Origin of the sequence: Corynebacterium sp. 401_CJEI (assembly GCF_001076435.1) — a bacterium.
Taxonomy (GTDB): domain Bacteria; phylum Actinomycetota; class Actinomycetes; order Mycobacteriales; family Mycobacteriaceae; genus Corynebacterium; species Corynebacterium jeikeium_D.
The window spans coordinates 31,021-50,645 of the sequence record NZ_JVIP01000001.1; the positions used below are offsets into that span (position 1 = coordinate 31,021).

General features: G+C 65.7%; 13 protein-coding genes and 1 tRNA gene. 9 read left to right on the top strand and 5 right to left on the bottom strand.

Annotated features, from left to right (window positions below):
* Positions 1-10: 10 nt before the first annotated feature.
* From ADM64_RS00145 to ADM64_RS00180, 8 genes are all read left to right on the top strand, one after another.
* Positions 11-6,343: a non-ribosomal peptide synthetase gene (locus ADM64_RS00145; RefSeq protein ID WP_049172315.1), complete on the top strand. Its 6,333-nt coding sequence runs from the start codon at positions 11-13 to the stop codon at positions 6,341-6,343.
* On the top strand, positions 6,336-7,514 hold the full coding sequence (locus tag ADM64_RS00150) for a saccharopine dehydrogenase (RefSeq protein ID WP_239660040.1): 1,179 nt from the start codon (positions 6,336-6,338) through the stop codon (positions 7,512-7,514). The genes ADM64_RS00145 and ADM64_RS00150 overlap by 8 nt, the downstream gene beginning before the upstream one ends.
* Positions 7,511-8,554, top strand: coding sequence for an ABC transporter ATP-binding protein (locus ADM64_RS00155; protein WP_049172221.1), 1,044 nt, complete (start codon positions 7,511-7,513; stop codon positions 8,552-8,554). The genes ADM64_RS00150 and ADM64_RS00155 overlap by 4 nt, the downstream gene beginning before the upstream one ends.
* Positions 8,551-9,303, top strand: coding sequence for an ABC transporter permease (locus ADM64_RS00160; protein WP_049172223.1), 753 nt, complete (start codon positions 8,551-8,553; stop codon positions 9,301-9,303). Before ADM64_RS00155 ends, ADM64_RS00160 begins: the two co-directional genes overlap by 4 nt.
* Complete coding sequence (locus ADM64_RS00165) at positions 9,300-10,037, top strand: ABC transporter permease (RefSeq protein WP_049172227.1); 738 nt, start codon at positions 9,300-9,302, stop codon at positions 10,035-10,037. The genes ADM64_RS00160 and ADM64_RS00165 overlap by 4 nt, the downstream gene beginning before the upstream one ends.
* A gap of 106 nt (positions 10,038-10,143) precedes the next feature.
* Positions 10,144-10,827: an SAM-dependent methyltransferase gene (locus ADM64_RS00170; protein ID WP_049172229.1), complete on the top strand. Its 684-nt coding sequence runs from the start codon at positions 10,144-10,146 to the stop codon at positions 10,825-10,827.
* Entirely contained in the window at positions 10,824-12,602 is a 1,779-nt protein-coding gene (locus ADM64_RS00175; protein ID WP_049172230.1) for an ABC transporter ATP-binding protein, read from the top strand. The genes ADM64_RS00170 and ADM64_RS00175 overlap by 4 nt, the downstream gene beginning before the upstream one ends.
* Complete coding sequence (locus tag ADM64_RS00180) at positions 12,599-14,332, top strand: ABC transporter ATP-binding protein (protein ID WP_049172232.1); 1,734 nt, start codon at positions 12,599-12,601, stop codon at positions 14,330-14,332. Before ADM64_RS00175 ends, ADM64_RS00180 begins: the two co-directional genes overlap by 4 nt.
* Positions 14,333-14,510: 178 nt before the next feature.
* Here the strand turns inward: ADM64_RS00180 and pth are convergent, their stop codons facing one another.
* The 5 genes from pth to ADM64_RS00205 all read right to left on the bottom strand — a co-directional run bounded on the left by pth (position 14,511) and on the right by ADM64_RS00205 (position 18,792).
* Positions 14,511-15,119, bottom strand: a complete 609-nt coding sequence (pth, locus tag ADM64_RS00185) for an aminoacyl-tRNA hydrolase (RefSeq protein WP_016423208.1) — start codon at positions 15,117-15,119, stop codon at positions 14,511-14,513.
* A gap of 147 nt (positions 15,120-15,266) precedes the next feature.
* Positions 15,267-15,908 carry a 50S ribosomal protein L25/general stress protein Ctc gene (locus tag ADM64_RS00190; protein WP_049192845.1) on the bottom strand — a complete coding sequence of 214 codons (642 nt, stop codon included), beginning with the start codon at positions 15,906-15,908 and terminating at the stop codon, positions 15,267-15,269.
* A 250-nt stretch (positions 15,909-16,158) separates the two neighbouring features.
* Positions 16,159-17,136, bottom strand: coding sequence for a ribose-phosphate diphosphokinase (locus ADM64_RS00195; protein ID WP_016423206.1), 978 nt, complete (start codon positions 17,134-17,136; stop codon positions 16,159-16,161).
* 7 nt (positions 17,137-17,143) lie between these two features.
* On the bottom strand, positions 17,144-18,634 hold the full coding sequence (gene glmU / locus ADM64_RS00200; protein WP_049172238.1) for a bifunctional UDP-N-acetylglucosamine diphosphorylase/glucosamine-1-phosphate N-acetyltransferase GlmU: 1,491 nt from the start codon (positions 18,632-18,634) through the stop codon (positions 17,144-17,146).
* An 87-nt stretch (positions 18,635-18,721) separates the two neighbouring features.
* Positions 18,722-18,792, bottom strand: a tRNA-Gln gene (locus tag ADM64_RS00205).
* 99 nt (positions 18,793-18,891) lie between these two features.
* Between ADM64_RS00205 and ADM64_RS00210 the strand changes: the two genes are divergently transcribed.
* The gene (locus ADM64_RS00210; protein WP_141744756.1) at positions 18,892-19,584 is read left to right on the top strand and encodes a TetR/AcrR family transcriptional regulator; all 693 of its coding nucleotides are present in this window, start codon (positions 18,892-18,894) and stop codon (positions 19,582-19,584) included.
* The last annotated feature ends 41 nt before the right edge of the window (positions 19,585-19,625 follow it).

Here is a 19,625-nt window from a genome sequence, read left to right on the forward strand (position 1 = left end):
GGCGATGACGATGACCAATGAAACGATCGCGCCGGCCGTCGCATCTACCGCCGTGGGAAGAGCCCGCACCGGGGCTCGAGTCGCCCCCGAACGGCTGTCGGAGTCCATCGCCGACGCCATCGGCGTGCACCTGGATTCGGCGGACGTGAAACTCCGCGACCACATCCCGAACTCCCTGACTTTCCTCCAGATGCTGCTGGCGCTGGAGGACGAGTACGGGGTCACCATCGATTACGCGGCGATGGACCCCGGGGTCACGGTCGCTGATTTGGCGGCCGTCATCGACGCCGCCCGGGGTGGCGCTGATGCCGGATCTGCCGCAGGCGCCGCTGCCGGGGCCGATCCCGCTGTAGCGACGGGTGAGTCGGATGACGGCTGTGCCGGCAAAAATGGGGCTGGTCCCGCGGATGCGGTCCCGCTCAATCCAATCCAGACCGCCTACCTGCTCGGCGCGGACGAGGACATCGAGCTTGGTGGCCAAGCGACGTACATCTACGCGGAATCCCGGCACGACTATTCGTTGCCGCAGGTGGAGGAGGCCGTGCGGGCGGTCTTCGGGCGTCACGACGTGCTGTTCCATCGGCTCGACGTCGATGCCGGGGTCTTGAGCCCGACCGGCGTGTGCCTCGCCACCGTCGAGGTAGTCGGGTCCGGCGACGATATCGACGCGGCGGTGGGGGAGATCCGTCGGGACATGCGAACCGCGGCGCGATCGTCGAACGAGGACGGCCCCATGGTCGCCGCGAGGCTGCTCGCAGATGCGGGCGGGTGCAGGATGTTCATCTACTTCAACATGATCGTCATGGATGCGGGTTCGGTGTACCTGTTCTTCGACGAGCTCGAATCCCTGCTGGCCGGGGAGCCGCCGGCTCCGGCTTCCAGATATGGGGATGCCCTGGCGGCAATCTCTGCGCGCCGGCGCGACGGGAAACGGGCCGAGGACCTCGCCTACTGGGAGAAGAAGGCCGCAGATCTGCCGCGGCGTCCGGAGTTCCCGGCGGCCGTGGGGGGTGGCGACGATTGGTCGACCCGGCGCTTGGGCACGGTGCTCGACGCGGAGGTCACCGCCAAGCTCAGCGAACGTGCCCGCCGCATTGGAGTTACCCTGTCGTCGCTGGTGATGGCCGTCAACGCCGCCGTCGTCTGCAGGTGGCTGCCCGAATCCGCGTTGACGGTCAACGTGACTGTCAGCGAACGCAGCGGCCTCGCCGCGGGCACGAGGGTGATGGGAGATTTCACTTCATCGATGCTTGTCGGCGTCGACGCCGGGAGAGCCGCGACCATCGACGGGTTGGCGGAGGCAATCGACCTGGACATCCGCGAAGGGCTGTCCCACCGCTGCGTTTCCGGTGTGGAGGTGCTACAGCGATTCCTCCGGGACGCGGCCAATCAGTCCCAGGCCACCGCTCCGGTGGTGTTCACCAGCTACCTCGGCGGCGAGCGGGGAAGCGGGCGCAGCCCGGTCATCGAACGCGTCTACACGCAAACCGCGCAGGTGTGCCTCGACATCCAGGTGATGCCGGCATCGGGCGGGATGGCGTTGTCGTGGGACGTGGTCGACGATTACTTCCCTGCGGTAGATGCGATGTTCGGAGCCGTTGCGGAGGCCCTGGACGTGGTGGCGGAGGGGGGAGAGGCTCTGCCCATCCGTCATGCGGAGACGGAGAGGGCCGTCGCCCGCTACAACGATGCTGCGGGCCCGATCCACAATGACACCCTGGTTTCGCTTGTCGAAGCCGCATGCGCGGCGACTCCGGATGCGCCGGCCGTGCGCCTAGCCGCCCGGGGCATCTCGTACACCTACGCCGAGGTCTGGGCCAGGGCCGGACGCATCGCCCGCCAACTCTCGGATTCCGGCGTCGGGGCGGGGGATGCGGTGATCGTGCGCTACACCAAGCATCCCGACGACATCGTCAACATGGTCGGCGCATTGCGTGCGGGAGCCGCATTCGTGCCTGTCGACGCGGGCATGCCGGCCCAGCGACAAGAATACGTAGTGGAAGCCTCAGGTGCGGCGGGCCCGATTCTGGACACCGGCGTGATCGATGAACTGGACCAAAGCGGAGTAGAGGGCGTCGGCAAGCCCGCAGCCGCGGAAGTCTGCGACCGCGCGGGCAGCGCGGGTGCGCACTCTTCGCCCGGCACTGCCCCTGACGACCTTGCCTATGTCATCTTCACCTCGGGGACCACGGGCCGGCCAAAGGGTGTGCGGATCAGTCATCGCAACTGTGTCAACACCATCCTCGACGTGAACCGGCGGTATGGGGTCACCTCCGCTGATTGCATCATCGGATTGTCGTCGCTGGGATTCGACCTGTCGGTCTACGACGTGTTCGGTGCGTTCGCGGCAGGCGCGACGGTGACGATGGTCGGAGACGAACGCAACGCCGATGAAATCCTCGACGTCTTGCGGGAAGAGCGGGTCACGCTGTGGAACTCCGCGCCCGCCCTGTTGGAGCTCGCCCTGGTCCGGGCGACGGACGACGACGTGTTCCCGGATGTGCGCACCGTATTGCTCAGCGGCGATCGCATCGCAGCGGGGCTTCCGGCGCGCGCCATGGACATGTTCCCGAACGCGTCGATTAATAGCCTGGGCGGTGCGACCGAAGGAAGTATTTGGTCCATCCAGTACCCGCTGCAACGCGACAGCCTGGAAAACCGCATTCCCTACGGGTACCCGCTGGCGAACCAGGGCATCCACGTGCTCGCGCCCGACGGGGTGCATTGCCCCGTCGGGGTGCCGGGGGAAATCCACATCAGCGGCCTCGGCGTCGCGCAAGGGTATGCGGCCGATCCGGAGCGGACCGCTGCCGCCTTCGGGTATGTCCCAGGCATCGGTCGCTGCTACCGGACCGGAGACGTGGGCATGTTCAACGCGGAGGGTTTTGTGGAATTTCTCGGCCGCCGCGATCGTCAGGTGAAAATCGCGGGCTTCCGCGTCGAACTCGGAGAAATCGAATCGGTCCTCGAGCGGTCCGGCCTGGTGACCGCGTCGATGGCGGCCGTCGTCGAATCGGGCGATCGGGGACTACTGGCGTGCCTCTACGTTCCGGTGGACGATATGACCGGCTCGCGGGATGCCGTCCGGGCCGAGCTTGCCCGCTGCTTGCCAGCGTACATGGTACCGACGGTCCTGCTGCCGGTGGCGCATCTGCCCGTTACCGTCAACGGGAAACTGGATCAGGAGGAAATTCGTAGGCACGTCGGCGCCGCGGGCGGCGGGGCAACGGCCGATGGCGAGGTCGCCGGGGCGGGGGCCGGAGCCGTGGGCTCGGCTGGTTCCGTCGCCGACCCCGGGGCGATCGAGTTGGTGTCCGGAGTCTTCGACGAGATTCTCGGGGAAGCCCCGTCGACGGGTGCCGCGGATCCGGCGTGCGGCGCGGGAGAGTCCTTCTTCCGCCGCGGCGGCGATTCCCTGCAATTCCAGGTTATGATGCGCGCGATCCGGCAGAAGACGGGAGTCCGGCTCCGTTTCCGCGACGTCATCGAAGACCCGACCATCGCGCACATCGCCGGCCTTGTCTCAGATGCCATGCGGGAGTCCGGGGCCGAGTCTGAAGCCGTCTCCGAGGCAGTGCCTTCCCCCGATTGTGCCGTCGGTGCCGGTTCAGCCGCAGGAGGCGCCCGAGAATGCCCCGCGAGTGCCCACGGAAAGGATCCGGTGGAACAATTCGGGGATGACCCCCACGCGCCGTTCCCCTTGACTGACATGCAGAAGGCCTACTACGTTGGCCGGAACTCTGGGTTCGAGCTGGGCGGCGTCACCGAGCACTACTACATCGAATCCGTCACCGAACCCGGTACCGACATCGATCGCCTGGAAGACGCCCTCGACAAGCTAATCCGCAGGCATCCGATGCTGCGCGTCGTGTTCACCGCACAAGCCACGCAGCGGATCCTGCCGGAGGTTCCGCGCTACCGTATTGATGTCGCCGACTACCGGACCGCCGATGAGGCGACCGTGGTCGAGGCGGTGCGGCGCAAGCGCGATGAGCTGAGCCACCAGGTATTCGATCTGGGCAGCTGGCCCTTGTTCCATCTGTCGGCGTTCGCGCTCCCGGACGGGCGGCACCGCCTGTTCTTCAGCGTGGACATGATCATCGGAGACGGGGCGAGCCAGCGGATTTTCATCGACGACCTGGACAAGCTGTACCGAGGAACGGAGCTTCCGCCCGTCACTGGCGACTACCGCACGTACGTCTTGGAGATGAAGCGTCGGGAAGCTTCGGCGGTCGGGCGGGGCGAAGAGACGTTGACTCGGACGGTGGTCGAGGAATTCCCGCCCGGCAACACCCTTCCATCAAGCGGTGCGGCCGCGGACGTGGATGTGCCGCGGATGCGTCGCCTGTCGTACACGTTCACCGCTGAGGAAACCGCACTGTTGCGGGAAAGGGCCAGCGCCGCCGACGGCAGCGTGTCCGCACTGCTTCTCGCCTGCTATGCGACGAGCCTGTCGCTGTGGTCGAAGGGGGATTCGGTCGGCATCAACATCACCACGTACAACCGTGATTCCGAAATCGCCGACGTCGCCGGCGTCTTCGGTGATTTCACCGGCGTCATTCTGATGCCTGTAAAAGCGGCCGCCGACCATGATCTCCGTTGGTGGACGGCGGAACTGCGCAACCGGCTGCTCGGGCACATGGCGGCCGGGTACTCCGGGGTGTCGTTGCTCGGCACCATCGCGCGCCACCGGGGTCTGCCCGTCGGACAGGCCATAGCGCCGTTCGTGTACACCTCGTTGCTGTTCGGCGAGGGGGCCGCGGCAGGCGATGGCTCGGGCAAGGATGCCCACGTCCTGGGAGACGTCGATTACGCCATCTCCCAGACTCCGCAGGTGCTGTTGGACAACCAGGTGATGGAGGTCGACGGGCGTATCAACGTCGCCTGGGATTTCGTCGAGCAGATCCTGAAACCGGAACTGGTGGAGGACATCTTCGACCATTACATCAGGTCGGTGTCGGGCTTCGCCGGGGGCTGCTCCGAAGCGGCGCCGCTGAGCGTCGGCCAGGTTCGGCACCTGCGCCTGGCGGTCGGGGGCACTTCTTCCGGCGGTGGGGTGATCGACGACGGCGTCGCGGGCGTGTTATCGGCAGAGCGCGACAGGGCGGGCGCGATCTCGAGGATCGCATCCGGGGACCTGATGGGCCGAGTTCGCGGATACCTGACGGTCATCACTGGGATAGTCCGGGCCGACCTCGGCGGCGCCGAAGCCGGCGCGGACGACAACCTGTTCCTCCTCGGCTACGACTCCCTGGGATTCGTGAAACTGATGCAGCGGATCCAGGACATCACCGGGGCGTCGGTGCCGCTCGCGGAAGCGCTGGCCAAGCCGACGCCACGTGGCGTGGCAGAGCTCGTCGGCCAGTCGACGGCCACGCCGACCGACCGGCGGGACGCGGATGACCCCGGCGCGTCGGCCACGGACCGTTCGCTGGTTCTATTGCGCAGCGGTGATGAGGCGCGCCCGATCTTCCTCGTCCACGGCGGATTCGGCACCGTCGACATCTACCGAGACCTGGCACTCGCGATCCCCGGTGGCGGGCAGGTGTGGGGTGTCGGCTTCGCGGAGTTCGAGAGACCATTCCCCCACGCTATCGGCATCGGCGATATCGCGGCCCACTACTCGGGCCGGGTCCGCGAGGTGCTCGTCGACGGTGCCGCCCCTGCGATCGTTGGATGGAGCCTCGGCGGCACCATCGCGGCCGAGATGGCGCTCCGTTTGGCCGATCTCGATCCTGCGCTGGTGTTTCTCGACAGCCTGGCTCCGGGGATCGCGGTCGACGTCGGGGATTTCGACGCGGAATCCGAAAAGGGGCTGCTGTCCCGGGTGATGCCCTCGATCGCCGATCTCCCGCACGGAACGCCGGTTGCCCGCCTCTGGGCGGAGTTCGGCGGGGTCGACGAGACCGATGAGGAACGAGGGGCCCGCCTGCGTGCCCTGGCCGCAGCGGTCGCACCGACGCTCCTGGAGGACCTTGGGCTTTCCGGCGACCGGGTGACAGCGACGGAGTTCAACTCGCTGCGCTCGCTCATCGATGCCCGCACTCGGTACCGGCCCGAGGGGCGGGTGAGGGAGGCGCTGTTCGTTTTCCCCGATGACGGCGAGGCTCACAACCACGACCAGTGGCGGGACCACCTCGTCGATGACCTCTGCGTCGCCGGCGTCGCGGGAAACCACTATTCGTTCGTCCTCGGAGAGGATGCCGCGCTGACTGGGGCTCTCATCGGGGAGTACATCGAACACCGGCGCCGGGCGCCGGAAACGGACGACAGGGCAGTGGACCCGTCGTCCGATGGAATCGACCGGTCGCGGGACCGGGGAAACGAGATGGAAAGTGACTGATCGACGAAACGGCGGGGAAGCACGGGACCGCGACGCGGGCGAACCTGTGAAAGTGCTGGTGGCCGGAGGTACCGGCGTCACCGGACGGCTCGTCCGGGGGATGCTCGGCGCCGTCGACGGGATCGAGCTGGCCTACACTTCCCGAAAGAAACCGGACGATGGCCCGGGGCGGCACTTCCCGCTGAGGATCGCCGCCGGCCACAACGAGATCTGCAGGGTATTCCGCAAACACGATTGGGTGGTCAACTGCACCGGCCCGTTCGAGGTGCACGCAGACTCACTCGCCCGTGCTTGCATTGACTCAGGCACCGGATACATCGACGTCAACGATTCGATCGACGCCCGCCGCGCAATCATGGCCCTCGACGGGGATGCCCGGCGGGAGGGGGTTCCCGTGCTCACCGGGTTCGGCCTGTGCCCGGGCTTGTCGACGGCACTGTTGATTCTCGGGGCCCGCGCTGCGGGGGTCGAAGAGGTCCGCGATGTGCGGGTCGATCTGAGAATCGGCGCCGACCAGGAATCCGGGGCCGCGTCGGTCGAGTCGATGTTCCGGACCATTCGCGGCGGATACCGCGCGATGCTCGGCGGCGCCATTGTCGAAGTGCGGCGCAACCCGGTGTCGTCGCAAAGCGGAATCGGCTACGAATGCCCGGACGTCGACGTCGTACGCGAGGTGTGCCCTTCGATCCGTGGATATTCCTACCACGTCGCCTTCGATGCCCTCCCCGATGCGTTGGTGGAGAAGATCTGCACGTCGAGACTGTACGCGATGCCCGTTGTCTCCGGTCTGCTCGCCCGTCTCGGGGCGGCCGTGACATCGCGGAAGGCGCGGGCGAAGGGCACTCCGCAACCCGCCGAGCTGGTCGCCGCACTGTCGTCCGCCGGCGCGGGCGATGCGGGGCCGTCGGCCGAGACGACCGTCGTCCGGGCGACCGGCCCAGGTTCCTACAAAATGACCGCGGCGATTGCTGCCGCCACCGTTGTGGCGGTGGCGGGGAAGCCGGTCACGCCGGGGTGCCGGGATCTCGTCGGCCACCCCCGGCTCCTCGAACCGGTCCTCGCCTTCGCCCGCGATGCGGGCATCCATATCGAGGTGCCGCATGACAACCCGACCACGGGGCCGCTGCCGACAGCGGCCCACTGCGATACCAAAGAAAAGGGGAAACGATGACGGAGAAAGCTGAACGAGGTGCGGCGATCGTCGTCCGCAACCTCACGAAGAGCTACCCGATTGCGGGCAAAGCGGGCACCGCGCCCGAAGGCGGTGCAGGTGCCCCGCCGGACGGCGGGCGTAAGGGAAAGCGCGGTGCCCGGATGCGCAAGCATGTGCTCGACGGCGTGAGTTTCACCGTGCCCGCCGGGGCGATTGTGTCGTTCCTCGGCCACAACGGCGCAGGCAAGACCACTCTCATCCGAATCCTGTCGACGCTCATCACCGCAGACTCCGGCGAGGTGAGCATCTTCTCGCGCGATGTGAAAGAGGATCCTGTGGGCGTGCGCGCCGACATTGCCACCACCGGCCAATTCGCGGCGATCGACGAGAACCTCACCGGCCGGGAGAACCTGGAGTTCTTCGGGCGGCTGCGCGGACTCGACCGCGCCGACGCGGCCGCCCGCGCGACGGAACTACTCGCGCAATTCTCGCTCGCAGACAGTGCCTCGACGTTGGTGTCGGCCTATTCGGGTGGCATGCGGCGGCGCCTCGACATCGCCGCGTCGCTGTGCGTCGTGCCCAGGCTGCTGTTCCTCGACGAACCCACGACGGGGTTGGACCCGGTCAGCCGCGAAGAGCTGTGGGGCTTCATCCGGCAGCTGCGGGACGACGGAATGACCCTGGTGCTGACCACCCAGTACCTGGAAGAGGCGGAGGCGCTGGCAGACCACGTCCATCTGCTCAAGGACCGCCGCATCGTCGCCAGCGGAACGCCGGAGGAATTGCGCCGCGACTTCGGGTCGCACGTGCTCCGCGTGTCCTTCGCCACCGCCGCCGGGGCGGAGGCGTTCGCCCGCTGCCTCGGGGGAACGTGCCTGGACCGCGCCCGCGTCGCGGGGAAGTCGGTGTCCCTCGACGTCGACCCCGGACCGCGGATCCTCGAGGCGGTGGCGCGGGCGATGGAGGCCTCGGAAGCGTTGCCGGATTCGCTGAGCGTGTCGCCGCCCACCCTCAACGAGGTGTTCATATCGATGAACGCAGGGGGTGCGGCGCGATGAGTGCGACGTCGGTCGCGGCGTTTCTCCATCGGGATCTGCTGCTGTTGCGACGCAACACCGCGTCGCTGATCTCCATGTTCGTAGTTCCGCCCCTCTTCCTGCTGTGCCTGTACGCGGTGTTTGGGTACTCGGCGGGGCAATCCGGCTTCGGGTACCTGCGTTTCGTGCTCGGCGGCTGCCTGTTCCAGGCGGCGATGTTCACCGCCGCGGCGTCGGCGATGGCGGTGGGACAGGACGTCGAATCCGGGCTTGTTGACCGCGTGCGCGTGTTGCCCGGGGCCACAGGCGGCTATGTCGCCGGCAGGCTCGCCACCGATTTGCTGCGGATGTCCGCGTCGATCGCGGCGCTGCTGGTCGTCGCGTGGGCCTGTGGCCTCGACATGGCTGTCGGTGACGTCGCGTGGACTGTCCTGTGGTCACTGCTCGCCGCAGCGGTTCTGTCCCTGGTCACGGACGGGGTGATCCTGATGGTGCCCGCCCCGGTGTCGACGGCCTCATCGATCCAGGCGCTGGAAATGCTGCTGCTTATGTTCTCCACCGCGTTCATTCCGGCGACCGCTTTGGACGGCTCCCTTCGCGACGTCGTACGTCACATGCCGTTTTCGCCGATGATCGAGGTGATCAGGGCAGCGTCCCCGGACGCCTTCCCGGATAGCGCCGGGGAAGAGGCAGCCCTGTGGCTCGGTGTCGCGGTGGTCGCCGGAATCGTCCTGTTCATCCGCCGGTTCACTTCGAGGAGCGAATCATGATCGACGCCATCTTCGTGCATTTGCGGCGCATCGCCCACATTTGGCTGCGGCGCCCCGACTTCTGGTTCATGACGTTCATTGCTCCGCTCGTGTACCTGTTCATCGTCAACCGCATGTTCGGTGGCCTGGTCAGGCAGCTCACCGGAGAGTTCGAACTCCGGAACGCGGTCATCCTGGTCGTGACGGCGTGGGCGTTCATCCTGGCCATCACGGGATCGTCCACCGTGTTCGTTGAACGCAGCAATGGCTTCCACGAGCGGTTAATCACCATGCCGTCACCGTACGCGGCCGTGCCGGCCGCACGGATTATTGCCGAGTTCATCCGGATCATGGCGATGACGGTCGTTGTTGCGGCGGTGGCCGCCTTGCTTTCCGACGGCCCCCCGGAGGTGTCCTGGTGGTGGAGGATCGCGGTGACCGGCACGATGGTTGCCGCGGCGGCCGCATGCACCGGCACGTACATCGCGTTCTCCATCACCAGCCCCCAGGGTTCCGTGGCCCTCATCCCGTTAATCATCGTTGCGATGTTCGTCAACACGGTGCTCATGCCCGCCGACCACTTCCGTCCTCTCCTGCGCGGAATCGCCGGGCACACCCCCGTATCCGCGGCCGGCGAGGCCGTCAACGGCACCGGGGCTGCGGGTCTGGTGGTCTGCGCGGCCTGGTTCTTAGGCATCGCCGTGCTCGCGGCGTGGGGCATCGCCGTGAAAACGAGGCCGGGGGAGTCTGCATGACGGGCACGTCCACGGGCGCGGCGCCGCCGACGACGGCCCGCGAACCCGAGCACCTAACCCGAAACCGCCGCGTGGACGCGGCCCACACACCCGGAGGCAGAACCAGATGAAGTCGATTGCCCAGATCGTCCAGAACAACCGCAGACTCCTCGTGGCCTACGAGGACAAGGTCCAGCCGAGGTTCCTCAGCCGCTATGCGCGTGAACCGATGGACGCCGCCGCCGTGTATCGGCAGCTCCGTGCGCTGGATCCCGGGCCGGATGCGCCGGCCCGGGTTCTCGACCTCGGTTGCGGAACCGGGTGGCTCTCCCGCATGCTCGCCGCCGAGCCTCGCTATCGCAGGGCGAACATCGTCGGCTACGACCTGTCGCCCAATGCGATCCGCATCGCCCGCGAACGCGCCGCCGTCGAAGGGCTCGGGGCCCGGACGGAATTCCACGTCGCCGACGTCCTCGCGCCGCTCGCGGGAGAGACCGGCGGGGCCGATGAAATCTGGGTGTGCGGCGCGCTCCACCAAATGAAGGATGCGGGTGCCGCGCTCGGCAGGGTCGCCGGGCTGCTCGCCGACGACGGCATCGCTTACGTGCAGACGTTCGCCGAGGATCCCGACGTGAACGAGCGGGTCGACATGGCCATCATGGCGAAGATGGGCCACCGGGTGTTCCGGGACAGCGAGCTCGAGGACCTCGCCGAAGCCAACGGGCTGAAGCTGGGCGGAGCCTCACACGCCGGCATGGTGTACTTCTGTACTCTCACGAAGAAAAGCGCAATCGGGGAGGCGGGCAAGTGAGCGCCGTGGACGGGACTGTAGGCCCGTGGTCACTGCTCGCCCCGATCCGGACACGGATGCGTGCGGTGGTCGCGTTATCCGTCCTGTCGTCGGTGGCTACCGTCGCTTCTCTGGTCGGCATCATCGACATCGCGATGACGTACCCGGAGGCCCCGGAGCATCGGACGTGGTTGGCCGTGGCTATCATCGTCGTCGCCGCAACGGTGCGCATGGCCGCGGACGGCGCCGCCGGCATGCTCTCGCACCGGGCGGATAACGACCTGCAGCTCCACCTTCGGCGCCGGCTGGTCGCCCAAATCCGGAAGTTGCCGCTGGGCTGGCTGGACGCCCGGCGCTCGTCGGGAATCATCGGGTCGGTTGAGAAGGACGTCGCGGCTATCCACCAGCTCATGGGCCACACCGTCGGTGAGACCGTGGTGGCGGTGCTGGTTCCCATGCTTTCCCTCATCGCGCTCGTTGCGGTGGATTGGCGGATTGCGGCGGTGGCGGTCGTCCCGGTGCTGGTCACCTTCGCCCTGATGGGCGTGATGATTTCGCGCGGAGCCGGTCTTCAGCGCGACTACGAGCGAGCCTCCGAAGGAGTGACGGCCGCGGTCATCGAGTTGGTGCGAGGTATCTCAGTGATGAAGTCCTTCGGACGCGCCAACCAGGGCGCGGGTCGCTACGATGCCGCGGCGCTGTCGTTCGTCCGTGCGTGGTCTGCCTGGTCCCGGCAGTCGAACATCTATCTCGGGGTCATCGACGTGGTGACGTCCCCGATCACAGTCCTCGCAGTGGTGTGCGGGGCCGGCCTCGCTCTGAGGGACGCCGCGGGCGGCCTACCGGAGGGGCTCGTCGCCGGGCTGGTTCTCGGCCTTGGACTCTCCGCGGCGATCGTGCGGGTGGCCATGAACTCCGAACCCATCATCGCGGGGATCGCTGCCCTGAAGTCCATCGCGGAGGTGCTGGGCACGCCGCCGATCGTCGAGCCCGCCGATCCGGTGCCCGCGCGCGGAGGCGCGCTCGAGGCCCGGAACCTGGTCTTCTCCTACGGCGATGGGCCGCGGGTCCTCGACGGGATGTCCGCGACGTTCGAACCGGGGACCCTCACTGCGCTGGTGGGGTCCTCCGGTTCCGGAAAGTCCACCGTCGCCCGGCTGTTGGCGCGTTTCTACGACCCCGTTGAAGGCTCGGTGCTGCTGGGCGGCGCCGATCTTCGCGACATCGCCGTGCGTGACGTGCACCGCTCGGTGTCGGTGGTGTTCCAAGATCCGCAGTTGCTCACGCTGCCGTTGCGGGAGAACATCCGGCTGGCCAGGAGAGACGCCACCGACGGCGAAATCATGGCGGCCGCGAAGCTCGCGAACCTCGATGCGGTCATCGCGGCGCTGCCGAAGGGCCTGGATTCGGTGGTCAACGTCGACGTGACCTTTTCCGGTGGTGAGGCGCAGCGCGTGGCCATCGCGAGGTCGATCGTCACGGACGCGCCGGTGCTCATCTTCGACGAGGCAACCGCTTACGCGGATCCGGCTTCCGAGGCCCTCATCCAGTCCGCAATCGAGCGTTTGGCCCGTTCACGGACGGTGATTGTGATCGCGCACAGGTTGAGCACGATCCGCAACGCCGACCGCATCCTCGTTCTCGACGGGGGAGCGGTCGCGGAGGCGGGTACCCACGACGAGTTGCTTGCGCGCGGTGGCCGCTACCGGGATTTGTGGCGCGCGTTCGCGCTCGACGACGAACCATCCGCCCCGCGGGGCACTGAATTAGACGATGAAAAGGCGGGGAACCGATGATTCGGGACTTGTGGTCGATGACGGATCGGCGCTCGAGAATGACGCTGGCGTGGCTCATTGCGTTGGCCGCGCTTGCCGCGCTGGCTCACGGAGCGGCGTTCGTCGCGCTGCTGCCGCTGCTGTCGGCTCTGGCCGAGGGAGATGATGCGACGGCGTGGCGTTTCACCGGCGTCATCGCCGGCCTCGCGGCCGCCCATGCGGTGCTGTCTCTCGCCGCGGGGACGGTCGGCAGGGCGAATTCCGCAGCGGTGCTGTCGTCCCTGCTGCGTTCCCTGGGCGAACGCGTGCTGACGTTGCCACTCGGGTACGTCACCAAGTCCACGGCCGGCCGCTTTTCGGAGATGGCATCGTCGGGTATCGCGTTCGCGGCGTCCGTGCCGCACGTGATCCTGCGGCCTGTCATCGCCGCGGCGGTTGCGCCGACCGTCATCGCCTTCGGAATTCTGGCGGTGGATTGGCGCGTCGGTTTGGTTCTCGTCGCGTCGGCGCCGGTGATCTTCTTCGCCTACCGGGCCATTGGTCGGGTCGGCGGGGAGTCGGACGAAGCGCATGCTGACGCCGTCGCTGCCGTCTCCGGCAGGCTGATCGAGTTCACCCGCTGCCAGCAGGCGATTCGCGCCGCGGGCGACGGTTCGGCGGCGGACGCGATGGTGGATGAGGCAATCCGGGCCCAACACGATGCGTTCGCGAAGGCGACGTCGACGCAGGGGGCGGCCATCGGACGACTGGGTTCGGTCGTCCATGCGGTGTTCACGGCGGCGGTGATAGTCGCCGTGGCAGTCGCCGCGACGGGCGGGATGGCGCCGGCGCATTTGGCGCCGATGCTCATCGTGGTCGTCCAGTTCACCGGACCGATCACCACGGCGGGAGCGTTGTCCGGCGGTTTCGGTGCGGGCCGCAACACGTTGGCTGCGTTGCGTGACCTGCGGGCAATCCCCGCCCTTCCCGAACCTGCCGCACCGGAGCTGCCCGACGGGCATGACGTGGAGTTCCGCGACGTGAGCTTCGGGTACGGGGATAAGAAGGTTCTCGACGGCGTCAGCTTCCGTGCACCTCAGGGAGCGCTGGTTGCCGTAGTGGGACCGTCGGGGGCGGGCAAGACGACGGTCATGCGGCTGCTGTCGCGTTTTCATGATCCGGACTCGGGGGAGGTCCTCATCGGCGGGGTACCCTTGCCTCGGATTGGCACCGACGGCGTGAACTCGCTGGTGACCCCGGTGTTCCAAGAGACGTTCCTTTTCGACTCGTCCGTGCGGGACAACGTGGTCTTCGCCGATCCCGGATTCGGTTCCGAGCCCGGTGACGGGGATCGCTTGCGCGAGGCCGCCCGGCGTTCCGGGGTGGACCGCATCGTGGAGCTGCTGCCTTCCGGGTGGGATACCCCGGTGGGGGAGGAGGGGACGCTGCTGTCGGGAGGCGAGCGGCAGCGCCTCGCCATCGCCCGGGCGCTTCTGAAGGATTCCCCGGTGGTGCTTCTCGACGAGCCGACGTCCTCGCTGGATGCGGCCACTGAGCGGGCGATCGTCGGCACGATGGAGGCGTTGCGCGGCGATCGCACCGTGATTGTCGTCGCCCATCGCCTGCACACCGTTCGCGATGCCGACCTCATCGTCGTGCTTTCGGAGGACGGGACGGTCGCAGAACGGGGCACGCACGATGAATTGCTGGCGAAGGGCGGCCGCTACGCCGAGTCGTGGGCGTGCCGGACGGGGAGCTCCTCGGGCGCCTGATCCTCATCACCTGGTCGATGCCCTCACGGGCGCCCTGCCGCAGCTTCCCGAATCCCACCGCCAGGCGCTCGGTGGACAGAGCGAAAACGCCGACGAAAACGCCGAGCAGCACGAACACCGACGAGCTGTAAAGACTGAAGCTCCCGGGAACGTGAAAATAGCCCCCTTCCCGCTACTGCTACCGCCCGTGAATCTGGTTCTGCGCAATCTCCAGCCCGTGGCTGGCGATTAGCTCCACCGCCTCCGCAGCAGTGGGCAGAGTGAAAGCGAGCTCCTCGCGTTCCTTAGCATTGAAATTACGCAGCACGTAGTCCGCCGGATCTTGGCGGCCCGGAGGACGGCCAATGCCAATACGCACCCGCATGTAGTCCTTCGTGCCCAACGACTTCGTGGTCGAGCGCAGGCCATTGTGGCCATTCTCGCCCCCGCCGCGCTTAAGCCGTACCACGCCCGGGTCCAGGTCCAGCTCATCGTGGACTACCACGACGTCGGTAGGCGCGACGTTGAAGAACTTGGCCAGCGCCGCAATCGGACCACCCGACAGATTCATGTAGGTCCGGGGCTTAGCCAGAATCACCTGTCGCTCGCCGCCATCGGAGGTCTTAAACCGAGTCTGCACAATCTCAGCGTTGGACTTCTTATGCACGCTAAACGACGAAGGCATCGGAGAAGTGCGGCTCGCTAGTTCATCTAGCACCAGATGCCCGACGTTATGGCGGGTGAGTTCATATTTGGGCCCAGGGTTGCCGAGCCCCACGACAAGCAGAGGTGTGGTGGAGGCGTTCATGAATTCAATCTTGGCACACGGTGCGCGGTCTGTTGGCTTCGGGGAGTTTCAAGAACAAAAAAGGGACGGACCAGAGTGTCCGTCCCTTTTTAGCTAAACGTGAAAGCCTGTACTGGTTCAGTCAGATAGAGCCATTCAGCGTTTGAATTACTCAGCCTCTTCCTCAGCCGGCTCATCCGGGGTCTCAGCCTTGCCCATGCCCTCGATGTCGGCATCGACGTCACCAGCCGGCTCTTCCTCCGGCTCGACAATGTTGAAGATGAGCAGGTCAGCGTCGTCGGTGAGGACCAGGCCCTCCGGCAGGGTAACGTCGCCGGCGTGAACCATGGTGCCGACCTCTGCACCCTCGACGGAGACCTCGATCTCTTCCGGAATAGCCAGAACCGGTGCGTTGACCAGAATGGTCTCGGCATCCTGCATGAGCAGGGCGCCCGGAGCGAGCTCGCCAGTCGGAACGACCGGAACCTCAACCTCAACCTTCTCGTCACGGTGAATGGCGAGCAGGTCAGCGTGGTCGATGTCGAGGGTCAGCGGGTTCTGGTCAACAGCCTTGACCATGGACAGCTGGGACTCACCCTCGATGTTGACGTCCAGAACAGCGTTGACACCGTGGTTACGGATGACAGCGTGGAAATCCAGAGTGTCAACGAGGATGTGCTTCGGGGCATCCAGGTCAGCGCCGTAGATGACAACCGGGATGTCGCCAGCAACGCGGGCACGGCGAGCGGCACCCTTGCCGAACTCGGTGCGGTTACGAGCATCAATCTTGATGATGTTGGGCTTTGCCATGAAAATGGACTCCTAAACGATTCGATATTGAGTCGTCGAGTCGAGCACGTGCCGCATCCATGCCACCGTGGGCGCAAAAGTTGGGCTGCGAGCGTCGCGTCGATAACGGCAACCACCTACTGTGGCCGCCCTCGCCGAGACTTACCGGAGAAATTGTAGTGGACTAACAGGTCAAACAGCAAACCCCGCCACCACCAGCAAAACTAGGTTGCTGGTCGCGGCGGGATGCCCGTCGGCAAGCGGAAAGAACTTATGCCTGACCCTCGAAGAGGGTGGTGACGGAACCGTTTTCGAAGATCTCGTGGATCGTCTTAGCCAGCAGTGGTGCGATTGGCAGGACGGTCAGGTTGTCCCAGCCCTCGGTGGACTGCGGCAAGGTATCGGTGGTGATGACCTCGCGGGCACCGCACTTCGACAGGCGCTCGCGAGCTGGGTCGGAGAAGACGCCGTGCGTGGTAGCGATGATGACATCCTCAGCGCCAGCCTCACGCAGCACCTTGACAGCGCCGGCGATGGTGCCGCCGGTGTCAATCATGTCGTCGATGAGCAGACAGGTCTTACCGGAGACCTCGCCGACCACGCGGTTGGCGACAACCTGGTTTGCGACATCGACGGAACGGGTCTTGTGAATGAAGGCCAGCGGGGCGTCGCCCAGGGTGTTGGCCCACTTCTCGGAAACCTTCACACGGCCGGCGTCAGGGGAGACCACGACCAGGTTGTCCAGGGAGTAGTTCTTCTTGATGTACTCCGACAGAATCGGCATGGCGTGCATGTGATCGACCGGGCCGTCGAAGAAGCCCTGAATCTGGTCGGTGTGGAGGTCCACGGAGACGATGCGGTCAGCGCCTGCGGTCTTGAGCAGGTCAGCGACCAGGCGAGCGGAAATCGGCTCACGGCCACGGTGCTTCTTGTCCTGGCGGGCGTATGGGAAGAACGGCAGGATAGCGGTGATGCGCTTGGCTGAACCGCGCTTGAGCGCGTCAATCATAATCAGCTGCTCGATGAGCCACTTGTTCAGCGGTGCCGGGTGCGCCTGCAGTACGAAGGCATCGGAACCGCGGACGGATTCCTCGTAGCGCACGAAGATTTCGCCGTTGGCAAAATCACGAGCGGTCATCGGAGTCAGCTCTGTGCCGAGCTCCTTGGCAACTGCCTCGCCCAATTCCGGGTGTGCCCTTCCGGAGAAGAGCATGAGGTTCTTTTGGTTATCGATCCACTGGCCGGTCATCTGCCGTCTAGCCTTCCTGGTCTTCCTTGTTGTTGTCAGCGTTGTCAGCTACCTGCGCCGCCTGCGCTGCCTCAGCAGCAGCGGTACCTGGACGCTTCCGCTCGACCCATCCCTCGATGTTGCGCTGACGGCCACCACTGACCGCCAATGCTCCCGGAGGAACGTCGTCCTTAATAACAGTACCTGCACCTGAGTACGCACCATCACCCACGGTCACCGGAGCGATGAACATGGTGTCGGAGCCGGTGCGAACATGCGAGCCGATAACGGTGCGGTGCTTGTTGACGCCGTCGTAGTTCACGAACACGCTGGAGGCACCAATGTTGGAGTGCTCGCCAATCTCCGCATCGCCGACGTAGGTCAGGTGCGGAACCTTCGAACCGTTTCCAATCTGCGCGTTCTTCGCTTCTACGAAGCCGCCGAGCTTCGCGCCGACACCGAGTTTGGTGTTCGGGCGAATGTAGGTGAACGGTCCGACCGTCGCATCCTCGCCGATCTCCGAATCGGAACCGTGTGTACGTACGACGCTGGCGCGCTTGCCGACGACCATGTTGGTCAGCGTCGTGTCCGGTCCCACGGTGGCCCCGTCGCCAATCACGGTCTTGCCGTGCAGCTGCGTGCCCGGCAGAATCGTGACGTCGCGGCCGATTTCCACCTCAACGTCAATCCACGTGGTGTCCGGATCGACGATAGTGGCGCCCCCGCGCATAGCTGCCTCGCAGGTGCGACGGTTGAGCTCACGGCCAAGGGTAGCCAGCTGGACGCGGTCATTGACACCGGCGACGACGGTGGCGTCGGCGAGGCGGTGACCGCGTACTGAGCGGTCGGCCTCACGGGCGATGCCGATGACATCGGTGAGGTAGAGCTCGCCCTGGGCATTGTTGGTGTCCAGCTGCTTGAGAGCGTTTGCCAGGGTCTCGGCATCAAATGCGTAGACACCGGAGTTGACCTCGGTGATCTCGCGTTCCTCGTCGGAGGCGTCCTTTTCCTCCACGATGCGCAGAACTTCGCCGTCGGCGTTGCGAACGATGCGGCCGTAGCCGTGCGGGTTGTCAGCAGTGGAGGTCAGCACAGTCACGGCAGCGCGTGGCTTGCGGTTGTGCTCTTCGAGCAGTGCCTGGAGCGCTTCGGAATCCAGCAGCGGAACATCGGAAGTGGTCACCAGAATGGTGCCATCGAAGTTCTGCAGCTCGGGGTGCTCCAGCGCGCACTGAACAGCGTGGCCGGTACCGTTTTGCTCGTCCTGGTGGGCAATGACGACACCGTTGGAGTGCTCGGTATCCGAAGCCCAAGTCCCGATGGCGTCGATTACCTTTTCGCGCTGGTGGCCAACGACAACAGCAATCTCATCCGGATTAATGCCCTTGGCGGCATAGAGCGCGTGCTCCAACATGGTACGACCGCCGATAGCGTGCAGCATTTTCGGCGTATCGGATTTCATTCGGGTGCCTTGACCCGCGGCGAGAATGACCACAGCGGTGGCCGAACCGTTCGACATGAAACTTGCTACTCCTCGGTCAGGGTGCATCACGGTCACGGCGGGGCGAAAAGTCACTTCTTAATTAAGGGGCCGGCCCCCCGCTTGCTCTCCCACCAGGACTCGAACCTAGAATGCCGGTACCAAAAACCGGAGTGTTGCCATTACACCATGGGAGAATGGGGCAAACGCGAAAAATTGCATGGCTGATTCGACTCAGCCAACTCGCTTGCGCCTGCGATATACGATAGCAAGACTTTAGCCACTAATCTAAAAGCATGGCCTCCAATTCTCCGAGACGACGTATGACCGGTCCACAGCGCAAAGCTCAGCTGACAGAAGTCAGCCGTGGAATCTTTGCCGCCAAGGGGCTTGATGCCGCCTCAATGGAGGAGATCGCTGCCGCAGCCGGGGTCTCAAAGCCGGTTGTCTACGAGCATTTCGGCACCAAAGAGCGGCTCTACCAGGCAGTCGTCGACCAGGAGATGAAGACCCTGGAGGCCACGATTAGGGAAGCGTTGTCCCTGGGACGCTCGCGTTACCGCATCGAACAGGCGGTGTTGGCACTGCTGACTTATGTGGAGGAAAACCCGGAGGGATTCTCGATTATTTCTCGCGACCCCGGCGTGGCGGGTGGCTATGAGACGCTGCTGAATAATGCCACTGAGTCGGTTACGCCTATCCTCGCCGAGGCTTTCAAACGCGCCGGCTTCGACCCGGCCATGTCGGTGCTCTACGGAAACTGCATGGTCGGTATGGTTTCGCAGACCGCTCGCTGGTGGATGGAGAAGCGCAGTCCGGATAAGGAGACAGTGGCGGCGCACATCGTAAACCTGTGCTGGAACGGGCTGGCCGGCATGGAGGGTTCTCCGACTCTGCATGGTTCCGCTGATGTGCCAGCGGCCGCTGAGGGCGCGAAGTTCGGGGCAGGTGCTGCAGCAGACCCGATGCAGGTGGCGGAGAACGGCTAACCAGCACGCAGGGTGGATCCGGGGTGCATGGTTATATTGGG

Excerpts from the sequence above, each read along its gene's own strand:
- ADM64_RS00145 (WP_049172315.1), top strand. The coding sequence starts at position 11 with ATGACCAATGAAACGATCGCGCCGGCCGTCGCATCTACCGCCGTGGGA.
- ADM64_RS00155 (WP_049172221.1), top strand. The coding sequence starts at position 7,511 with ATGACGGAGAAAGCTGAACGAGGTGCGGCGATCGTCGTCCGCAACCTC.
- ADM64_RS00160 (WP_049172223.1), top strand. The coding sequence starts at position 8,551 with ATGAGTGCGACGTCGGTCGCGGCGTTTCTCCATCGGGATCTGCTGCTG.
- ADM64_RS00165 (WP_049172227.1), top strand. The coding sequence starts at position 9,300 with ATGATCGACGCCATCTTCGTGCATTTGCGGCGCATCGCCCACATTTGG.
- ADM64_RS00170 (WP_049172229.1), top strand. The coding sequence starts at position 10,144 with ATGAAGTCGATTGCCCAGATCGTCCAGAACAACCGCAGACTCCTCGTG.
- ADM64_RS00180 (WP_049172232.1), top strand. The coding sequence starts at position 12,599 with ATGATTCGGGACTTGTGGTCGATGACGGATCGGCGCTCGAGAATGACG.
- pth (WP_016423208.1), bottom strand. The coding sequence starts at position 15,119 with ATGAACGCCTCCACCACACCTCTGCTTGTCGTGGGGCTCGGCAACCCT.
- ADM64_RS00190 (WP_049192845.1), bottom strand. The coding sequence starts at position 15,908 with ATGGCAAAGCCCAACATCATCAAGATTGATGCTCGTAACCGCACCGAG.
- ADM64_RS00195 (WP_016423206.1), bottom strand. The coding sequence starts at position 17,136 with ATGACCGGCCAGTGGATCGATAACCAAAAGAACCTCATGCTCTTCTCC.
- glmU (WP_049172238.1), bottom strand. The coding sequence starts at position 18,634 with ATGTCGAACGGTTCGGCCACCGCTGTGGTCATTCTCGCCGCGGGTCAA.
- ADM64_RS00210 (WP_141744756.1), top strand. The coding sequence starts at position 18,892 with ATGGCCTCCAATTCTCCGAGACGACGTATGACCGGTCCACAGCGCAAA.